The organism is Streptomyces sp. NPDC007808 (assembly GCF_042868655.1).
Classification (GTDB): domain Bacteria; phylum Actinomycetota; class Actinomycetes; order Streptomycetales; family Streptomycetaceae; genus Streptomyces.
In genome coordinates, this window is the sequence record NZ_JBIAEQ010000002.1 from 288,046 (window position 1) to 306,306 (window position 18,261).

General features: G+C 68.4%; 19 protein-coding genes and 2 pseudogenes. 16 read left to right on the top strand and 5 right to left on the bottom strand.

The annotated features are described in order from the left end of the window. Window positions 1-51 precede the first annotated feature (51 nt). Window positions 52-1,017: a phosphatase PAP2 family protein gene (locus ACFYNL_RS07485; protein ID WP_388798147.1), complete on the top strand. Its 966-nt coding sequence runs from the start codon at window positions 52-54 to the stop codon at window positions 1,015-1,017. 101 nt (window positions 1,018-1,118) lie between these two features. Here the strand turns inward: ACFYNL_RS07485 and ACFYNL_RS07490 are convergent, their stop codons facing one another. Then, complete coding sequence (locus ACFYNL_RS07490) at window positions 1,119-4,118, bottom strand: bifunctional [glutamine synthetase] adenylyltransferase/[glutamine synthetase]-adenylyl-L-tyrosine phosphorylase (protein WP_388798150.1); 3,000 nt, start codon at window positions 4,116-4,118, stop codon at window positions 1,119-1,121. 147 nt (window positions 4,119-4,265) lie between these two features. Between ACFYNL_RS07490 and ACFYNL_RS07495 the strand changes: the two genes are divergently transcribed. Then, window positions 4,266-4,790, top strand: coding sequence for a pyridoxamine 5'-phosphate oxidase family protein (locus ACFYNL_RS07495; RefSeq protein WP_388798153.1), 525 nt, complete (start codon window positions 4,266-4,268; stop codon window positions 4,788-4,790). Then, window positions 4,790-5,239, top strand: coding sequence for a VOC family protein (locus tag ACFYNL_RS07500; RefSeq protein WP_388798155.1), 450 nt, complete (start codon window positions 4,790-4,792; stop codon window positions 5,237-5,239). Before ACFYNL_RS07495 ends, ACFYNL_RS07500 begins: the two co-directional genes overlap by 1 nt. 60 nt (window positions 5,240-5,299) lie before the next feature. Here the strand turns inward: ACFYNL_RS07500 and ACFYNL_RS07505 are convergent, their stop codons facing one another. Further along, window positions 5,300-5,542 (bottom strand): hypothetical protein, encoded by a 243-nt coding sequence (locus ACFYNL_RS07505; RefSeq protein ID WP_388798158.1) that lies wholly within the window; start codon window positions 5,540-5,542, stop codon window positions 5,300-5,302. A 196-nt stretch (window positions 5,543-5,738) separates the two neighbouring features. Further along, a pseudogene (locus tag ACFYNL_RS07510) lies at window positions 5,739-5,825 on the bottom strand (glutamine synthetase); the annotation flags it as partial. Window positions 5,826-6,102: 277 nt separating this feature from the next. Between ACFYNL_RS07510 and ACFYNL_RS07515 the strand changes: the two are divergent. Continuing rightward, the gene (locus ACFYNL_RS07515) at window positions 6,103-6,975 is read left to right on the top strand and encodes a DUF5677 domain-containing protein (protein WP_388798161.1); all 873 of its coding nucleotides are present in this window, start codon (window positions 6,103-6,105) and stop codon (window positions 6,973-6,975) included. Between the two features lie 109 nt (window positions 6,976-7,084). Here ACFYNL_RS07515 and ACFYNL_RS07520 read toward each other — a convergent pair whose 3' ends face one another. Next, a complete protein-coding gene (locus tag ACFYNL_RS07520; RefSeq protein ID WP_388798163.1) occupies window positions 7,085-7,672 on the bottom strand; it encodes an SPW repeat protein in 588 nt (195 codons plus the stop codon). 996 nt (window positions 7,673-8,668) lie between these two features. Here ACFYNL_RS07520 and ACFYNL_RS07525 point away from each other — a divergent pair. Further along, window positions 8,669-9,904 carry a helix-turn-helix domain-containing protein gene (locus ACFYNL_RS07525; RefSeq protein ID WP_388798166.1) on the top strand — a complete coding sequence of 412 codons (1,236 nt, stop codon included), beginning with the start codon at window positions 8,669-8,671 and terminating at the stop codon, window positions 9,902-9,904. Continuing rightward, complete coding sequence (locus ACFYNL_RS07530) at window positions 9,901-10,464, top strand: flavoprotein (RefSeq protein WP_388798169.1); 564 nt, start codon at window positions 9,901-9,903, stop codon at window positions 10,462-10,464. The genes ACFYNL_RS07525 and ACFYNL_RS07530 overlap by 4 nt, the downstream gene beginning before the upstream one ends. A gap of 216 nt (window positions 10,465-10,680) precedes the next feature. Here ACFYNL_RS07530 and ACFYNL_RS07535 read toward each other — a convergent pair whose 3' ends face one another. Further along, window positions 10,681-11,076, bottom strand: a complete 396-nt coding sequence (locus ACFYNL_RS07535; protein WP_388798172.1) for a GntR family transcriptional regulator — start codon at window positions 11,074-11,076, stop codon at window positions 10,681-10,683. A 568-nt stretch (window positions 11,077-11,644) separates the two neighbouring features. Between ACFYNL_RS07535 and ACFYNL_RS07540 the strand changes: the two genes are divergently transcribed. The 10 genes and pseudogenes from ACFYNL_RS07540 (at window position 11,645) to ACFYNL_RS07585 (ending at window position 18,261) form a co-directional block, all read left to right on the top strand. Then, window positions 11,645-11,824, top strand: coding sequence for a hypothetical protein (locus ACFYNL_RS07540; protein WP_388798175.1), 180 nt, complete (start codon window positions 11,645-11,647; stop codon window positions 11,822-11,824). A gap of 105 nt (window positions 11,825-11,929) precedes the next feature. Continuing rightward, window positions 11,930-12,160 carry a hypothetical protein gene (locus tag ACFYNL_RS07545; RefSeq protein WP_388798178.1) on the top strand — a complete coding sequence of 77 codons (231 nt, stop codon included), beginning with the start codon at window positions 11,930-11,932 and terminating at the stop codon, window positions 12,158-12,160. A 5-nt stretch (window positions 12,161-12,165) separates the two neighbouring features. Next, window positions 12,166-12,612, top strand: a pseudogene (locus tag ACFYNL_RS07550) (transcriptional regulator). Window positions 12,613-12,781: 169 nt separating this feature from the next. After that, window positions 12,782-13,072, top strand: a complete 291-nt coding sequence (locus ACFYNL_RS07555; RefSeq protein WP_388798181.1) for a hypothetical protein — start codon at window positions 12,782-12,784, stop codon at window positions 13,070-13,072. Window positions 13,073-13,134: 62 nt separating this feature from the next. Beyond that, window positions 13,135-14,085 carry a DUF2637 domain-containing protein gene (locus ACFYNL_RS07560; RefSeq protein WP_388798184.1) on the top strand — a complete coding sequence of 317 codons (951 nt, stop codon included), beginning with the start codon at window positions 13,135-13,137 and terminating at the stop codon, window positions 14,083-14,085. Next, window positions 14,082-14,732 carry a GGDEF domain-containing protein gene (locus ACFYNL_RS07565; RefSeq protein ID WP_388798187.1) on the top strand — a complete coding sequence of 217 codons (651 nt, stop codon included), beginning with the start codon at window positions 14,082-14,084 and terminating at the stop codon, window positions 14,730-14,732. Before ACFYNL_RS07560 ends, ACFYNL_RS07565 begins: the two co-directional genes overlap by 4 nt. Window positions 14,733-14,817: 85 nt before the next feature. Continuing rightward, window positions 14,818-15,135, top strand: coding sequence for a hypothetical protein (locus ACFYNL_RS07570; RefSeq protein ID WP_388798190.1), 318 nt, complete (start codon window positions 14,818-14,820; stop codon window positions 15,133-15,135). Window positions 15,136-15,425: 290 nt separating this feature from the next. Beyond that, the gene (locus tag ACFYNL_RS07575) at window positions 15,426-17,654 is read left to right on the top strand and encodes a cell division protein FtsK (protein ID WP_388798193.1); all 2,229 of its coding nucleotides are present in this window, start codon (window positions 15,426-15,428) and stop codon (window positions 17,652-17,654) included. A 140-nt stretch (window positions 17,655-17,794) separates the two neighbouring features. Next, on the top strand, window positions 17,795-18,070 hold the full coding sequence (locus ACFYNL_RS07580) for a hypothetical protein (protein WP_388798196.1): 276 nt from the start codon (window positions 17,795-17,797) through the stop codon (window positions 18,068-18,070). Next, complete coding sequence (locus tag ACFYNL_RS07585; RefSeq protein WP_388798199.1) at window positions 18,067-18,261, top strand: hypothetical protein; 195 nt, start codon at window positions 18,067-18,069, stop codon at window positions 18,259-18,261. The genes ACFYNL_RS07580 and ACFYNL_RS07585 overlap by 4 nt, the downstream gene beginning before the upstream one ends.

Genomic DNA, 18,261 nt, shown 5'->3' on the forward strand with positions numbered 1-18,261 from the left:
CAACCGGAGGATGATCGGTCGGGGAAGTCTTTTCTGGCAGACTCTGTGCCCATGGGTGACACGACCGTGACGACACTGGAAGGCCGGGAAGCGGCCGTTCCGCCCCGTGTCGCGGACGAGACGGGGCGGGGTCTCCTGCGTCGGATGCGTACCCCGAGACGCCCCCGCCTCTGGTTCGAGATCCTGCTGATCGCGGTGAGTTACTGGACGTACTCACTGATCCGCAACGCGGTACCGGAGCAGAAGGCACAGGCGCTGCGCAACGCCGACTGGCTCTGGGACCTGGAACACCATCTCGGCATCGCCGTCGAGCATTCGGTCAACCACGCGGTGAACTCGGTGACTTGGCTCATCGTCGGCATGAATTACTACTACGCGACCCTGCACTTCATCGTCACCCTGGCCGTCCTGGTCTGGCTCTACCGCAGGCACCCCGGCCGTTACGCGGCGACCCGTCTGGTCCTCTTCGCCACCACGGGTGTGGCCCTCGTCGGTTACTACCTGTACCCGCTCGCTCCCCCGCGGTTGATGACCGGCGGCGGCTTCGTGGACACGGTGCTGATCCACGACACCTGGGGCTCCATGGCGTCCGGCGACCTGAAGAACATGTCGAACCAGTACGCCGCGATGCCGTCGATGCACATCGGCTGGTCCGTGTGGTCCGGCCTGACGATCTTCGCCCTGGCGAGAATGCCCTGGGCCCGCATCCTGGGCCTGCTCTACCCCGCGGCCACCCTGGTGGTCATCGTGGCGACGGCCAACCATTTCTGGCTGGACGCGGTCGGCGGCCTCCTCTGCCTGGCGTTCGGCTACACAGTGGCACGCTTGTGGTACGGAAGGCTGCCGCACGCCCTGCCCCGCCTGGTGCCGCACCCGCCGACGGCGAGCCGGGGACGTGCCGCGGGAGGCCCGCCCGCGGCGGCAGGCGTCGACGACCAGCGCCTCCTGCCCGCCGACGACCGCCCGAGCGAGGACGGACGTATCCCGGCACATCAGCGATCCACCCTCGAACCGTAGGCGCAACGCGTCCCCGCCCCGTCACGGGCCGCCGCGGGCAGCGACACGCACCCCAGCCACGCGCGGGTCGGGCAGCGACACGCACCCCAGCCACCCGCGGGTCACCCCCCGTAGAAGAGCTCCTCCACCACGGCCCGGGCCCGCCGGGCGGTACGCCGGTACGCATCGAGCATGTCCCCCACGTGCCCGGGTTCGTAGCCGAGGTAGCGCCCCACGGCGGCCAGCTCACGGCTGTCCGACGGAAACGTGTCGCCGGCCCGCCCCCGCACCAGCATCACCGCGTTGCGCACCCGCGTCGCCAGCACCCACGCCTCGTCCAGGATCGCCGCCTCCTCCTCCGGGATCAGCCCGGCCGCGCACGCGGCGGCGAGCGCCCCCCGGGTGCGGGTCGTCCGCAGGCCCGGCTCGGTGTACCCGTGCTGGAGCTGAAGGAGCTGAACCGTCCACTCCACGTCGGACAGACCGCCGGGACCGAGCTTGGTGTGCAGCTTGGGGTCGGACCCGCGCGGCAGCCGCTCGGACTCCATACGTGCCTTCAACCGGCGGATCTCGCGTACGGCGTCCTCACCGAGACCGTCGGCGGGGTAGCGCAGCGGATCGATCAGCTCGATGAACCGGCGCCCCAGACCCTCGTCCCCCGCGACCGGCTCGGCCCGCAGCAGCGCCTGCGACTCCCAGCCCAGGGACCAGCGCCGGTAGTACGCCGCGTACGACTTGAGCGTGCGCACCATCGGCCCCGACTTGCCCTCCGGGCGCAGGTCGGCGTCGATCAGCAGGGGCGGGTCGGAGCTCGGGATCTGCAGCAGTCGGCGCATCTCGGAGACCACGCGGTTGGCGGCCGCGGCGGCCTCGTGCTCGTCCACGCCGTCGCGCGGCTCGTGCACGAAGACGACGTCCGCGTCACTGCCGTAGCCCAGCTCGTGTCCGCCGAAGCGCCCCATGCCGATGATCGCGAACCGGGTGGGCAGGGTGTCCCCCCAGCCGTCGCGGACCACGGCCCGCAGCGTGCCCGCCAGCGTCGCCGCCGTCAGGTCGGACACCGCCGCGCCCACCCGGTCAACCAGAGCGCCCTGGTCGGCCTCGGCGGGCTTCGTCTCGGTGCCGTAGGAGTCGACGACATCCGCGGCGGCCGTACGGAACAGTTCGCGGCGCCGCACGCCGCGGGCCGCCGTGACCGCCTGTGCGGGGCCGTCCGCGCGGCGCACCGCGGCGAGGATCTCCTGTTCCAGGTGGCCGCGCGAGCGCGGCTCCAGGCCGGTGCCGCCGTCGCCGTCGCCGAGCAGTGCCACCGCCTCCGGTGCCCGCATCAGCAGGTCAGGGGCGAGCCGGCCGGCCGACAGGACGCGCGCGAGGTTCTCGGCGGCGGCGCCCTCGTCGCGCAGCAGCCGCAGATACCAGGGGGTCTTGCCCAGCGCGTCGGAGACCTTGCGGAAGTTCAGCAGACCGGCGTCCGGGTCGGCGGAGTCGGCGAACCAGCCCAACAGAACCGGCAGCAGGGTGCGTTGGATCGCCGCCTTGCGGGTGACGCCGGAGGCCAGTGCCTCCAGGTGGCGCAGCGCGGAGGCCGGATCGGCGTACCCGAGCGCGACCAGCCGCTCACGGGCCGCTCCGGCGCTCAGCCTGGCTTCCCCGGGGGCGAGTTGGGCGACCGCGTCGAGCAGGGGGCGGTAGAAGAGCTTCTCGTGCAGGCGCCGTACGACGCCGGCGTGCCGCTTCCATTCGCGGTTCAGCTCGGCCACCGGGTCGGCCCGCAGCCCGAGGGAGCGGCCGATGCGCCGCAGGTCGGCCTCGTCCTCGGGGACCAGATGAGTGCGCCGCAGCCGGTAGAGCTGGATGCGGTGCTCCATGGAGCGCAGGAAGCGGTAGGCGTCGTCGAGCTGGGCGGCGTCGGCCCGGCCGACGTAGCCGCCGGCGGCGAGGGCCTGGAGGGCGTCCAGGGTGGTGCCGCTGCGCAGGGAGGCGTCGTGGCGGCCGTGCACCAGCTGCAGCAGCTGCACCGCGAACTCGACGTCCCTGAGCCCGCCGGGCCCCAGTTTCAGCTGGCGGTCCAGTTCGGCGACGGGGATGTTCTCCACCACCCGGCGGCGCATCTTCTGCACGTCGGAGACGAAGTTCTCCCGCTCGGCGGCCTTCCAGACCAGCGGCTGGAGCGCGGCGATGTACTCCTCGCCCAGCTCGATGTCGCCGGCCACCGGGCGGGCCTTGAGCAGCGCCTGGAACTCCCAGGTCTTGGCCCAGCGCTGGTAGTAGGCGAGATGGCTGCTGAGGGTGCGCACGAGGGGGCCGTTGCGGCCCTCGGGGCGCAGGTTGGCGTCGACCGGCCAGATCGAGCCCTCGACGGTGGTCTCGGAGCAGATCCGCATCATGTGCGAGGCGAGCTTGGTGGCCGACCTGAGCGCCTTGCCCTCGTCGGCGCCGTCGACGGCCTCGCCGACGAAGATGACGTCGACGTCGGAGACGTAGTTCAGCTCGTGGCCGCCGCACTTACCCATCGCGATCACCGCGAGCCGGCACAGCGCGGCGTCGTCCGGCGCGGCCGCGCGGGCGATGGCGAGCGCCGCGCGCAGGGTGGCGGTGGCGAGGTCGGCGAGCTCGGCGGCGGTCTGGGCCACGTCGGTGGTGCCGCAGACGTCACGGGCCGCAATGGACAGCAGGCAGCGCCGGTAGGCGACGCGCAACGAGACGGGGTCGGTGGCCTCGGCCAGCCCGTGCTCGAACTCCGCCACCTCGGGGTGCAGGTCGCGCGGCTCGTACATGACCAGTGCCTGCCAGTCGCCGGCGTGCCGGGAGAGGTGGTCGGCGAGGGCCGCCGAGGCGCCGAGCACACCGAGCAGCCGGTCGCGCAGGGGCTTGGCGGCTATGACGGTGTCCAGCAGTTCCCGCTGGGCGGCGGGTGCGGGCTGTGCTTCGAGCAACCGGACGAGGCCGTGCAGGGCGAGGTCCGGGTCGGCGGTGGCGCCCAGGGCCTCCAGCAGGACCGGGTCGTTCTTGATCGGCGCGAGTTCGGGGCTCTCCAGGAGCCGGTCGGCCGCCGACGGGTCGGTGAATCCGTGCCGCAGCAGCCGCGTGAAGGTACTGCTCCTGCGCCCCGGCGCCGTCATGGTCGGCCTCCCGTCCGATCAGGGTCGTACGCACCCGATCAAGGTCGTACGCGGTCGAGCCTAGCCGGATCGCCCGGGAGTGGCGCCGATGAGTTGTGCGGGCCCGTGCGGTCTGCACTGTGCGACGACATGTCTGGAGGGCGTCCGATGACCGAGAAGCGACCGCAGACCCGGCTGGATGCGCGCTACAGCGACGAGAGGGCCACGGCGACCGACTGGGCCGAGGCCGAGAAGATGCTGGCCGAGGCCGAGCTGTTCTGGATCTCGACGGTACGGCCGGACGGGCGGCCCCATGTGACCCCGCTGCCGGCGGTCTGGTCCCGGGGCGCGCTGCACTTCTGCACGGGTCCCGAGGAGCGCAAGGCGCGGAACCTGGCACAGAACCCGAGCGTCGTGCTGACGACCGGCACCAACACCTGGCGGCAGGGCTACGACCTCGTGGTCGAGGGCGAGGCGCTGCGCGTCACCGACGACGACCGGCTGCGGGAACTGGCCGCGGGGTGGGAGACGAAGTACGGCAGCTTCTGGCACTTCGAGGTACAGGAGGGGTATTTCCGGCACGGTGCGGGACGGGCGGCCGTCTTCTCGGTGGCGCCGCACACCGTTTTCGGCTTCGGTAAGGGTGAACCGTTCAGCCAGACCCGTTGGCGATTCACCATGGAGGACCAGTAATGGAGTTCACGCTCGAAGTGATCCCACTGCCCGTGAGCGACATCGACCGGGCCCGCGACTTCTACCGGGACAAGGTCGGCTTCCACGTCGACATCGACCAAGAGGTCATGCCGGGTATGCGGATCGTCCAGCTGACGCCTCCGGGCTCCGGCTGCTCGATCGCCCTCGGCGACAGCATCTGGGACATGACGCAGGGGGCGACCGTCCCCGAGCCCGGTTCCTACCAGGGCCTTCAGCTGTGCGTGGCCGACATCAAGGCGGCCCACGCGGAACTGGTGGAACGCGGCCTGGAGGTCTCGGAGCCGGTCCAGTACGCCCCCGACGACGGCGCCACCTTCATGTACTTCAAGGACCCCGACGGCAACGGGTGGTCGGTCCAGGAGTACCGGCGCCGGGCGACGGAACCGCTGCACCAGCTGCTGTCGGAGCAGGCGGCGCGGCGGCAGTAGCCCGGCCGTCCGCGGGCACGAATGAGCCGCGGTGCTCCGACACCGCGGCACTGTGCTGGGTCAGTTCTGTCCCGGCGGGGCGTGCCCGGCGGGGTTCTGGTTCTCCGACTCCTGTATGAGGCCACCGCCGGTGCATGCGGGCTGCTGCCCGTTCGGCGTCTGACCGCCGTTGTTCACGCACTGGGTGGGGACAGGATTGATCTTGGCGTCGGCGACACCTGCGCCGCCGAGACCGAGGGCGAGCACCGCGGCACCGGCGCCGAGCGCCGTCGCGATCCGCCGTGCGGTGAGGCTGGCCGTCATGGGAGATCGACCTCCAGTCCGGGTCCGGCTGTGCGGCAGAGCGGTACGGACTGTCGCATGGCTGAGACCCACGCTTGTCACCGACGCGGCGCAAGTCAAGAAGAAACGGGCATTTCCTCGACCGGCCGCCCGGCCCCCACCCTGGAAGGGTGTGGGGGCCGCACGCCGGACCAGAGCACCGGCAGGTCCTTGCGGACTACAGCACCGGCAGGTTCTTCCGCAGCTCGAACGCCGTGACCTCGGAGCGGTACTCCTCCCACTCCTGGCGCTTGTTGCGCAGGAAGTGATGCGCTTGGGAATTACATCGAACGATCAGTATCGGCGCTGCGCTGACCTCCTCCAAGGAGGCTGTCATAGGTCATCGTTGGTCACCCGAGGCCGTCGTTTGACGGCCCAGGGACGGCCCCATGCGAGCAGTCCCCTCGCCCGAGCGCGAAAACGGGCAGCCGTGGCCCGCAATGGCCCGCTACGGTACTTCGGTGGCTACGAGTGACGAGCGAGACACTAGGCGCGACGCCGCCATGGGAGGCTCCTCCGAGTGGGTGAGTATCGTGCCGGACATGCGGCTTCAGCCGCTGTTCGACGTAGTAAGCGAGGTGATCACTGCCGCAGAGGCAGCTGCCGTAGAAGAGGTGGGGCTGGAAGATCGTCTTGCCCTCTTTGATAAGGGTGTCCTCGGGCGTGGGATCAAAGGACTGAAGTCTGCTCGGCTTTTGATTGGCGCCCACCATTGGGAACACGCGACCGCAGTGGCCCGCCAGTTGTTCGAGCTACTCGTAAACATTGAGCACTTGGCATCATTTGATAATCGCGAAACAGCACTGAAGCAGTACAACAGATTCGGACTTCTTCAGTGGCTTCTTGCGGAGTCGCGGCGCATTGACTTCGAGAAGGAACGCGGACGCCACCCGGGTACACCACTGGAGTCAACCATCAAGGACTTCCTGGATAAGGGGTTCGATGAATTCAAGCTGTCGCCGCGAGCTGATGGAACGATGCGGTGGCGGACAAGCTGGAGCGGCAAGACGACCCGAACTCTAGCCGAATTGTCGTCGGACACGATGCGGATACGCCAGTACGAGCTGTTGTTTTCAGCATGGTCGGAGCAGACACATGCCACTCCAAGTGTTTTCGCAACTAATCTGTTCGACCAGTACGAAGAGGAGGTGATTGCGGATGCGTACGCCAAGGCGATGGATGCGCTCCCCGATTCATCTCGTTTGATCACAGAGGCGGGATTCCCCCTTATAAATGGAGCGAGACGGAGGGAAGCTGAGACATTGAGCATGTCGGTCACGCTTTTCGTGCATTTGTGGCAGCAGCTCCCGAATGTTTCCGCACTGAACACGGGAGACATGCGCAGCATCTTGAGGAGGGTACGGGAATTCATGACGCGAAGAGTTCACGGTACTGCATACTCAATTCTCGAATAGCCCCTGCTGTCCGGGCTGAGTGCATTTGATGACGGCCATAGGCCACTCTCCATTGCCCTAAACATGCACCCCCAGCATTCGGCACCTTCTGACTCACCCATCGCTACCCCTAGTAGGGGCGTTCCCTGTCTTGTGCCGCCCGTTCATTCCAGTACGCTTCCTTCAAAATGGCCAGCGCTATAAAAGCAAGAGCTTGACCCAACATCAGTGCTACAGCTCCGGATATAGCATTATTCGCAATGACCTTAGCGACGTCAGCCTTCCCGGAAATTACCCACGGGGAAACAACCATCCAAAGACCGATCAAGGAAGGACTGAACCTCACCCTCAGAGCAATATGCACTGGAGCGAACGTCAGAACAAGGGATACCGCGAAGAACAGAACGCCCGCCGCAACGTTGCTTGCCGCGACTCCTGGCTCGCCAGAAAAACCCACAACCCACGGAGAAATAGCCATGTAGGCCCCCAAAAGGGGTGCGCAGCTACCTATGAGTGCGTACTGATACGAGGCTCTCGTATGGACGCTCCTATTGCGCATTCCTTGTATATCAGGGTGCCGAGCAATCGAAGACTGTGCACGCGCCGCGGGTTCAGGATCGCTCATAATCTGCTCCGATGTCACCGAGATGCAACCGCAGACACCAGGATAAGGAGCTGCACGAACAAAAGGGACGCCCCGAAGCGATAGAGTCTCCATCGAGATTCGAGAGCCCTTTTGTTACTGCGCCATCCTGCATTCAGTTCAGTTATTACATATATTCGAATATTATCCTCGTCTACTCCAAGGCTGTGGCGATCCATGATTTTTTCTGCCGATGGCCCGTAATGCCATTCACGGACCGGCAACAATACGGCCATTACCAAAAGGCCGATGGCGATCAGAACTCCAAGGAGAGCCCACGGGGCCCATACCGGAAGAACCGCCCCCTTTGCGCGATCCATATTGATGAGGCCAATCCCGGATGAAAAAGAAGCAATGAGCGCGGCTATACCCAGAAGGCCGTTTGCGCGATTCCTCAAGTTCGTGAGCGTGTCCGTCTGCAAGGACAGCCTCGCGACTACGGCATCATACGCCATCTCTATCCGTGGATCGCCCATAGGGGAGGACCTCGAATCGCAACCTCAGACCAGCGCCTACGCATCGCCTGTAAAGGCGGAATCAAGCGCCGGGATAAGCATCGAGAATTTAGCTTCGGCCGCAGTAGACGGAAAACACCCACTTCACGAAGCACCCGTCTGGTACAACAGTGGCCGCTCCGGCCCCTCTATGCAACTCGGACGCCGACCAGTAGCTTGACATCGCCCATGCGGCAGGCTGTTCAAGTAGCAACAGTCGCAGGGCTAGCCAGATGCCGGACTCAATCTCGCGGGACGCACACTGAGGGCTCCGCATGCTCCCTGCGTCGGGACTCACACCTTCGCCCATGGCCTTGCGAAGCACCCATTCTGTCCGCCGTGGGAATGGAGCCCTGCTGTCTGCAATTCACCCGCACGGGCTCGGCCCATCGTTGACCATTTACGCCCGGCTGAAACGGCGGCTCATGGCGATGGGACCCGGACACTGTGTCCGGGTCCCATCGCCATGAGCCGTCCACCATGGTTATCGCGCTGCAACGAGCAAGGCCAACTATCTGCCCCGCAAGCGGTTTTGTACCGTGAGACGGGCCCCACCTCCCGCAGGAGGCAGCACATCATGCGTGGTCTTGGAGATCACCTCAGCATCGGCGAACGCATCGCGTTCTACCGGAAGCGTCGCGGCTACACGCAAGAGGTGCTCGCCGGCCTGGTCGGCCGCAGCACTGACTGGTTGGCGAAGATCGAGACGGGGCGCCGGAAGCCTCCCCGGATCGACATGCTCACGGAGCTGTCGCGCATCCTGCGCGTGCCCCTAGGAGACCTGCTCGGTCAGACCGTGCTCATGGAGGACGAGAGTCAGCAGGACGACGTTCCGGCTGTGCGCGACGCGCTCATGAGCCCGCGCCGGCTGTCCCGTTTACTCTTCGGCCCCGAGGCTGAGACGCAGCTTCCCATGCCGGCGCCCGTGGCCGTGCGTGTCGAGCACGCATGGAACGACTACCAGGGTGGGCGGCTCGGCAGCGTCATCGCCGCGCTTCCCGCGCTCCTCCAGGTAGCGCAAGAGCTGGAGGAGCGAGCCGCACGGCGCGGCGAGGACCGTAGCGACTGCTGGGCAGTGTCGGCCCGCACCCACCACCTGGCGGCAACGACGCTCGCGAAGATCGGTGAATCGGACATCTCATGGCTTGCTGCCGAGCGGGCAATGCGAGCCGCAGACGAGTCTGACGACCCGCTCGTGTTGGCGTCCGCCGCGCGGTCCGGCACGCACGCCCTACTCGCCAACGGCCGGTACGACGACGCGCTGGAGCTGGGCAACACCGCCGCCGCATGGCTCTCGTCTCAAGTGACCGACAACAACCCTGCGGCGCTGAGCCTCCTGGGGATGATCCACCTGCGGGCCGCTGTCGCAGCAGCCCGCCACCAGGACCGGCCCACCGCGACCGGCCTGTTGGATCGAGCCGAGCACCTCGCGGATGACCTCGGCTCGGATGAGAACTACTGGCAGACCGGCTTCGGACCCACGAACGTCCTGCTTCACCGTCTGTCGGTTGAGCTTGACCTGGACAACGTGTCGTACGTGGTGGAACACGGCCGGATCAACGTCGACCACATGCCGCAGGAACGCAGCGTGTCGCACCGCATCGACTTCGCGCGCGCTCTCTCACTCAGCGGCCAGGGCGATGAGGCGTTCACGGAACTCCGCACGGCTGAACGCACATCGCCGCAGCTCGTGCGCAACAATCCGAGGGTGCGCGAGACGCTGCGGGACCTGATCAAGCAATCACCAGTCACTGGCGGCTCGCGATCGTCTGAGGTGTTCGTGATGGCTCAACGGTGCAGGGCGGTGCAGTGAGTTCAGGCAAGCGCGGGGTGCTCGGAGTCGTCGGGTCGGCGGCCGGAGGCGTAGAGGCGCTGCGCACCGGTCTGGTTGAGCCCGCCATGCAACGTGGCTGGCAGGTGGCTGTCACTCTGACGCCGACCGCAGGTCAGTGGCTGCGGATGAGTGGCGAGGTCGAGCAGTTGGAGAACCTGACTGGCCTGCCTGTGCGCGATGAACCGCGCCTGCCTGGCGAGGCACGATCGCACCCGCCGGTTGACTGCTACGTGGTGGCCCCCGCGTCGGCCAACATGGTGGCCAAGCTCGCCACGGGCCTGATGGACAACCAGGCGCTGACCCAGGTGGGCGAGGCGATCGGCACCCTCGGGTTGCCCGTCGTCGTCTTCCCTCGGGTGAACGCGGCGCACGCCCGCCACCCGGCATGGCAGCACCACATCGGCACCCTCCGGGCGGGGGGCGTGCGCATCATCTACGGCCCGGAGGTGTGGCCGCTGTACGAGCCGCGGGAAGCGCCGGCCGGGCGTGAACTCCCGTGGGGGGCCGTGCTGGACGCCGTGGACGAAGCTACCCGATGACGAAACGTCAACCCTCCTGACCTGCAAGGAAAGAGGACCCGGACACTGTGTCCGGGTCCTCCGCCGTTCACGGCTACATGCTCATTGGCATGCCAGGGATCAATGAGCGAAGCGGCGAGCTGGAATGCATGACTCCTGCTGAACTCGCTTTGATCAAAGCGAGTTTGAGGGATGCGCGCATCAAGGTCGAACGGCTGCTGAGGCGCGCGGACGAACTCACGGCGAAGGTGGAGTCTCGCTACCCACAAGCCGCTCAAGCCGATCAAGCCGCTCCCCGAGCGAACGGAGAGCGTCATGAATCGTGCTGAGCTCTGCGGCCAGAGCCGCGAAAGCAGGGCTGCTGCCCGGCTCGGTGCCGAGGGGCGCCGCGGGGTCACGGACGAACGTCCCGCGCCCCTGTTGAGTGAGGATCAGCCCCTCGTCACGGAGTTGGACATACGCGCTCTGCACGGTCATGAGCTGCACGCCAAGTTCCTTGGCGAGCGCGCGAGCTGCTGGGAGCCGGTCTCCCGCGTCGTACTCACGATCGGGGCCCGTGATCTTCTCGCGGAACTGTGCCGCAATCTCCTTGGCCGTCGGCGTGGGCTTGGGCACTTCGGGGCTCTGATCCATGGTTCCGAGAGTAACCGGACCTAGGTCAATCTCACGTCGTTCTCTGCACTCCCTTGACAGTCAGATTGACCTAGGTCAATCTGTACTCACGCCGGAACGCGAGGCCCGGAAAGGCTTCACCGGCTGTGTTCGCAAGTGATTGACCTGCACGAATGCACAGGGCGGGGACGCTGCAATCCCGCTAAAGGCCAGGTGGAACAGGGCTTCGGCCCGTACTGGCGAGGTGGCCCGGTGACCGCGAGCAACGGCCGGAGAGTGGGGACAAGGTCCCCCTTGCAGTGCGTATCCCCTGTTCAGCGATCTGAAGGAGTGGCAGTGAGTAGACGAAAGCGATGGGCGCGGCCGTGATCGACCGGCACGGCAGCGCCGTTTCATCCCTGGTCCGTGAGCACCTCGGAGTGCCGCGGCCAACCGGTCACTTTCCACCGCATCGCGGCGGCTAGCGCCGCGCCGGTTGCCTCCTCCGCCCGTCCAGTCGGTTCGGCTGTACGGGCGGGGCGGCGGGGAGCCGGGTGGTTCCGACTGCAAGCACGTTCAGTCATCAGCTGATCTCAAGAGGAGTTCACGCATGAGCAGCACCGAGACCCCGGAACAGCACGCCGCTCGTATGAAGGCCGCGCTGGAGTTGGCCGACGCGATCAATGAGGCCACTCGGCAGCAGCCGAGTCAGGACGCAACCGTGATCGAGGGCAACCGCTACGGCATCACCGGCGGCACGCACCACGGGAACGTGACCTTCAACTTCTAGCGCTGCGGCCGGTTGCCCGGTGTCCACAGCGTCCGGAGCAGTCGCCGTCTCACCAACTCACCTGCGGCTGCTCCGGCTTCCAGTCCCTCCGTCCAAGGAGTAGCAGTGAACCAGCATGACCTGAACGACGTCGCCGCCCGCATAGCGTCGGCCGCCGCGGAGTTCGCCCCCTCGCATCGGCCGACCGCCCTTCAGGTGGCCGATGCCGCCTCGGTCCTGCACGGCATACTTCAGGCTGCCGAGCAGCACGGCGTGAGGTTCGCGGATTTCGACGGCGTCGCCGATTTCCCGCGCCTGGCCATTCAGCTCGTTCAGTCCCGCGACGAGCGCAGGTGACCGCCGTGACTGCTGCAGTCTTCGCCGCCGTGTTCATGGCCCTTTACGTTGCCCACAGCGTGGGGGATCACTGGGTGCAGACCTCGCACCAGTCCGCGCACAAGGGCCGTCCCGGCTGGGTCGGCCGCCTCGCCGGCGCCCGGCACGTCGCCACCCTGACGCTCACAAAGCTCGCCGTCCTGTTACCGGTCGCGTGGCTGCTGGACCTGCGCCTTTCGGTGCTCGGCATCGTCGCTGGACTCGGCATCGACGCGGTCACGCACTAGTGGGCCGACCGGCGCACCACGCTGGCGTGGCTGGCCAAGGTGACCGGCAAGGGCGAGTTCTACCGGCTCGGTGCCCCGCGCGCCGGCCACGACGACCCGCACATCGGTACCGGCGCCTACGCGCTTGACCAGTCTTTCCACCACCTGTGGCTGCTGGTCGCCGCGCTCATCATCGCCACCGTCTGATCCGCACCACCGCCCCGGCATCTCGCCGTGAGGGCGTCGGATCGAATCCGGCCCGGGGCACTTCCCCCCTGCCGCGCTCGCGGCGCGGGTTCCTCCGGAGCAGTCACCGTCTCACCAACACGCCTGCGACTGCTCCGGCTCCCAGTCCCTCCCATGTCAGGAGCTTTTGATGCGTACGTACATCGGCCGCCAACAGGCCGTCTCTGTCGAGGACTTCGCGGAACTGGCGCTGGGCACCCCGGTTGAGCTGTGGCTCGGGGTGGAGGACGAGACGGACGAAGAGCGCGCGGCCCGCGAGGACGCGGCGCGCGACATCCTCGCCGACCACCCCGAGATGCCCGACGACCTGGTCCGCATGGCCGCGCAGGTCATCGAGGAGAACCCGGACCTGTTCGACGTCGTCCCGCTCACCCGCCCCGCCCGCCACCGACGCCCGGCACGCAAGGGGGTCGCGGCATAACCACCACGCCCCCCGCCCCGGAGGCGCCCGCGTCCGGGGTGCCGCCGCTGACCCGCCCGGAAATGGGGCTCGCCGGAGCCGGCGCGCTCGCCGCGGCCGGAGTCGGCGCACTCGGTCTAATCGCCTCCTTCGACGCCGTCTCCGAAGCGGCCGCCCGCTGGGGGTTCGGCGATCCGTGGATGCTGCCGGTCGGTATCGACGTGGCCATCCCGGTGTTCACCGTGGCCAACCTGCTGCTGATCCGCATGGACATGGCGCTCGCGTGGGTGCGGTTCGTGCCCTGGGTCCTCACCCTGGTCACCTGCGGGCTCAACGTCGCCGCAGGACACGGTGTGTGGGCCAAGGTCGCGCACGGCACCATGCCGCTGCTGTGGGTGGTGTTCTCCGAGATCGGCGCGCACATCTATGCCGTCCGTATCGGCGCGGCCACCGGCCGCCGTATGGAGAAGATCCGCTTCTCCCGCTGGCTGCTCGCCTTCCCCTCCACCTTCGCGCTGTGGCGCCGCATGACGCTGTGGGAGGTCACCTCATACTCCGAGGCGCTGAAGCTGGAGAAGGAACGGCAGTTGGCCCGCGCAGACCTGCGCGAGCAGTACGGGCGCCGGTGGCGCTCGCAGACCCCCCGGCGCGAGCGCGTGATGCTCCGCATGGGCGACCTAGCCCCCGCCACCGAGCAGGAGACACCCGCCAAGCCCCCGGTGCAGACTCCGCCGGCGCCCCCGACCGAGCCCAAGCCGCGCCCGCCCCGCCGGACGCCCGCCAAGGACAAGGCCAAGAAGGCGCAGCGCACGACGGCGGAACTGCTCGCTGAGGCGCGTACGGTCACGGCCGACTGGACGGACGCGCAGATCAACGCTGAGGCGCTGCGCAAGGAACTGCACTGCGGTTCCGCCCCCGCCCGGCAGGTGCGTGACGCCCTGCTCGCCGAACGGGCCGACGGCCGAACCCTGCACACCGTCGACACCCCCGACGCCACGGCGCCCGACGACAGCACTGAGGGGGTGGCCGCGTGAACACCCTCGCCACGATCCTGCTGTCCGCGCTGCCGCTGACCGCCGTGTGGGCGGCCCATGTGTGGTGGCTGCGCCGCTGCCTCAACACGGCAAGGCGTGACCCGCTCACCGGGTTACGCACCCGCGACGGCTTCACCCGCCGCGCCACCACGCTGCTCAAGGACCCCCGCGCGGTCGTGGTGCTCGCCGACGTCGACAAGTTCAAGCACATCAACGACACCCACGGCCACGCGGCCGGAGACGCCCTGCTGAAGGCGACCGCCGACCGCCTCGCCCACCACGTCGGCCCGTCCGGGGTCGCCGGGCGGCTCGGGGGCGATGAGTTCGCCGCCGTCCTCATCGACGACCACGGCACCGCCGCCGACATGCTCACCGTGCTGCACCGCGTCCTGGCCCGCCCCGTCGACGGCCAGGACCCCGCCGTGCGCACCACCGTCTCGCTCGGCTGGGTACGCGCCGTCGACTTCCCCACGGATGACCTCTCCAGCCTGCTGCGCAGGGCGGATGAGGCGATGTACGCGGCCAAGCAAGCCCGCGCCGGAACCCGCCGCGCCGGGCTGGGCCGGTTGTTCACCACCGTCACCGGCCGCCGCGCCGGCCGCTCCGGCGCCCGCACCGAGGAGCCCGTGATCGAGGTCGCCGCCTGATGGCCGCGTACGGCATCTGACTGCTGTGCGCCTACCCCGACACGCCTCAGTCCGCCAACTCCACTTCCCCGAGGAGTACCTGACCATGGGCAAGCCCAACACCCGTCACTTGGACCGCGAGATCGAGCAGACGACCCGCAAGCTCAAGGCCGTTCAGGAGCGCGAGATGTGGCCGCTGACCGGCCGCGAGAGGCGCGCCGTCCTCGCCGGACTGGCCTCTGGCGCGCACAAGGTTGTCCGCGGCAAGAGCCCCGCCCGCGCCGAACGGCAGCTGACGACCGCGTGGGGTGCGGCCGAGAAGCGGCTGTCCGCGGAGATCTCCGCTCTGGAGACCGAGCGGCAGCGGATCGTGAACGAGGCCGCCACCGCGAAGGTCGCCAAGAAGTCCTCGGGGTGGTGGTGATCGCCGCCCCACTCCCGCGCTGGCGCGGTCAGAGCGGCTAGAGGCTGTCCAGGAACCTGGCGACGGTTTCCATGATCCGGCTTCTGCGCCGATGCGCCTTGCTGCAGTACCGCCGTGTGCGCCAACGCCGTGGCTGCGGCACCGGTGCGTCACACCACGTGCATGGTGCCGTTCGTATTGATCCCCCGCTCATGCCGCTCACGGTAGCGGCCTTCCGGCGGGGACCGGCCGCCCACCTCCTACAGCGTCGGCCGGTCCCCGCCCTACCTCCCGCAGTGGAAGGAATCTCAGTGAAGCACCCCGACGACGACAACGAACTGTTCAACCGACTGGAAGCCGAGATGAACGCCGACTCCGGGGGCGAGGTGGTCGACCTCGACAAGGCACGGTCGGCTCGCTCCGAGTCGGCCGACCCGACGACCCGACCTGGCGCCGACCGGTCGCCCGACTCGCAGGCCGGTCGGTCGGGTGACGAGTCGGCCGACCCGACCGCGCGCCGGATGGTCGACCAGCCGACGCCGACCGCGACCGGTCCGGGCTACCTGGGTCGCCTCGCGGGTGCGCGGCGGCGTGCGGTCGTGCCCGTGTGGCTGAAGTCCGTGGCGGAACTCAAGACCGCGTCGGCGTGGGTGGCCCGGCACTACGCCCACTCGGTCGGCTATCACGCGCTGCGCTCCCCGGTCTACGCCGCCCGCCTCACCCTTCAGGCCCCGTCCGGTGCCGCGAAGTTCATCGGGGGCACGCTGCGGTGGGTGGCCGACCGCGAGGGCGAGCCGGTCCGGCTCGCCGCCGTCCGGCGCGAGGACGCGGCCGAGTACCTGAAGCTCTCGCGGCAGCGCGACGGCCGTGTCCGACTGCGCACCCTGGTCGCCGTGCTCGCGATGTTCATCGGGCTGGGTTCCGCACTCGCCATCTACGTGCTCGCCCCCGACTGGGTTCAGGCTCTGTCGGTCGGCGCGGTCGTGATGGCGCTCGGCTACGCCGGCCGCAAGGCGGACGCCCCGGTCATCCACCGCGCGGTGGAACTGCCCACGGCGGTCAAGCTCACCAGTGACATCGTGCTGCGGGCGCTCGGCTCGCTCGGCATCCCGGCCATCAACCAGGCGCAGGGCAAGGGCCGGGACGGGTTCGAGTTCACCGCCCCGATCACCCGCGACGGCCCCGGCTGGCGCGCTGAGGGCAACCTGCCCTTCGGCGTGACCGTGACCGACATCATCGAGCGGCGCGAACGCCTCGCGTCCGGCCTGCGCCGCCCGCTGGGCTGCGTGTGGCCCGAGGCGGTGCCGAACGAGCACACCGGGCACCTGGTGCTGTGGGTCGGCGACCAGGACATGTCCAAGGCGAAGAAGCCGGTGTGGCCGCTGCTGAAGTCCGGCCATACGGACCTGTTCAAGCCGGTCGCGTTCGGCACCGACCAGCGCGGACGCTGGGTCGAGATCACGCTCATGTACATCGCCGCCGTCATCGGCGCGATCCCCCGCATGGGCAAGACCTTCCTTCTGCGTCTGCTGCTGCTCATCGCCGCTCTGGATCCGCGCGCTGAGCTGCACACCTACGACCTCAAGGGCACCGGCGACCTCGATCCGGTCGGCAACGCCGTCTCCCACCGGCACCGCGCCGGGGACGAAGAGGAGGACATCGAGTACGCGCTGCGGGACCTGCGCGCGCTGCGTGAGGAACTGCGCCGCCGGGCGAAGATGATCCGCACCCTGCCCCGGGACATCTGCCCCGAGTCCAAGGTGACCTCCCAGCTCGCCGACATGAAGCAGTTGGGGCTGCACCCGATCGTGGTCGGGGTGGATGAGTGCCAGGTCTGGTTCGAGCACGACAAGTACGGCAAGGAACTCGAAGAGATCTGCACTGACCTGGTCAAACGCGGTCCCGCCACCGGGATCGTGCTGCTGCTCGCCACCCAGCGACCGGACGCCAAGGCACTGCCCACCGGGATCAGCGCGAACGCCTCGGCCCGGTTCTGCCTGAAGGTCATGGGTCAGCTGGAGAACGACATGGTGCTCGGCACGTCCGCCTACAAGCGGGGCGTGCGCGCGACCATGTTCAGCTGGGCTGACAAGGGCATTCACTACTTCGTCGGCGAAGGAGCGGACGCCCGCATCGTCGGCTCCGTCTACGTGGACGCCCCGGCCGCCGAAGCCATCGGCGCCCGCGCCCGCAAGGCCCGCGAACTCGCCGGCACCCTCACCGGCCACGCCCTCGGCGAAGAGCCCGAGCAGGACGCGTCCAGCGCGTATGACCTGCTGCGCGACATCCTCGCCGTCGTCCCCGCCGACGAGCCCAAGGTGTGGTCCGAAACCGTCGTCGCCCGCCTCGCCGAACTCCGCGAGGACGTCTACGACGGATGGGACCCCGAAGGACTCGCCGCCGCCCTCAAGCCGCACGGCGTCTCCACCATCCAGGTCGGCCGCCGCGTCAACGGCAAGGTCGTCAACCGGCGCGGCATCGACCGCTCCCACATCACCACCGCAATTGCGGAGCGTGACGGAAACCGGGACGCGGGCTGACCATCCGGGGCCGCTAGCGCTAGCGGCACACCCCGCTAACGTTAGCGGCCCCGCTAGCGCCCCAAACCCACTCTGATCAGGCCGCTAGCGCATAGCGGCCCACCTGCGGAAACCCCTCAAAACCGCCCGGAGGGCCAGCCATGACCCCCATCCTGCTCGCTATCACCCTGCTCACAGGCGTCACGCTGTGTTACGTCGCCGTGTGTGCCGCCTCCCCGTTCGGCAACTGCCGCAAGTGCCACGGCATGGGCCACCAGCTCAAGGCCGACCGCAAGGGACGGCTCAAGCGCGGCAAGGACTGCCGCCGCTGCCACGCCACCGGCAAGCGCATACGCGTCGGCCGCTGGCTCTACAACCGCTTCGCCCGCATCTACCGCGCCGGCACCGACACCCCCCGCCCGGAGGCATCGCGATGACCCTGACCATCTCCGCCGTGCTGCTCTTCGGCGCCGCCTCCGTCGTCGCCGTCAAGACAAGGTCCAGCGGTCCCGGCGCCGCCGCGCTGCTGTTCCTGTTCGGCTTCTTCACCGCCGGAACCGGCGCCTACGAGCCCATCCACGACGTCGTCCAGGCCTGCGCCGACGCCCTCAGCGACATCGGCAACTGA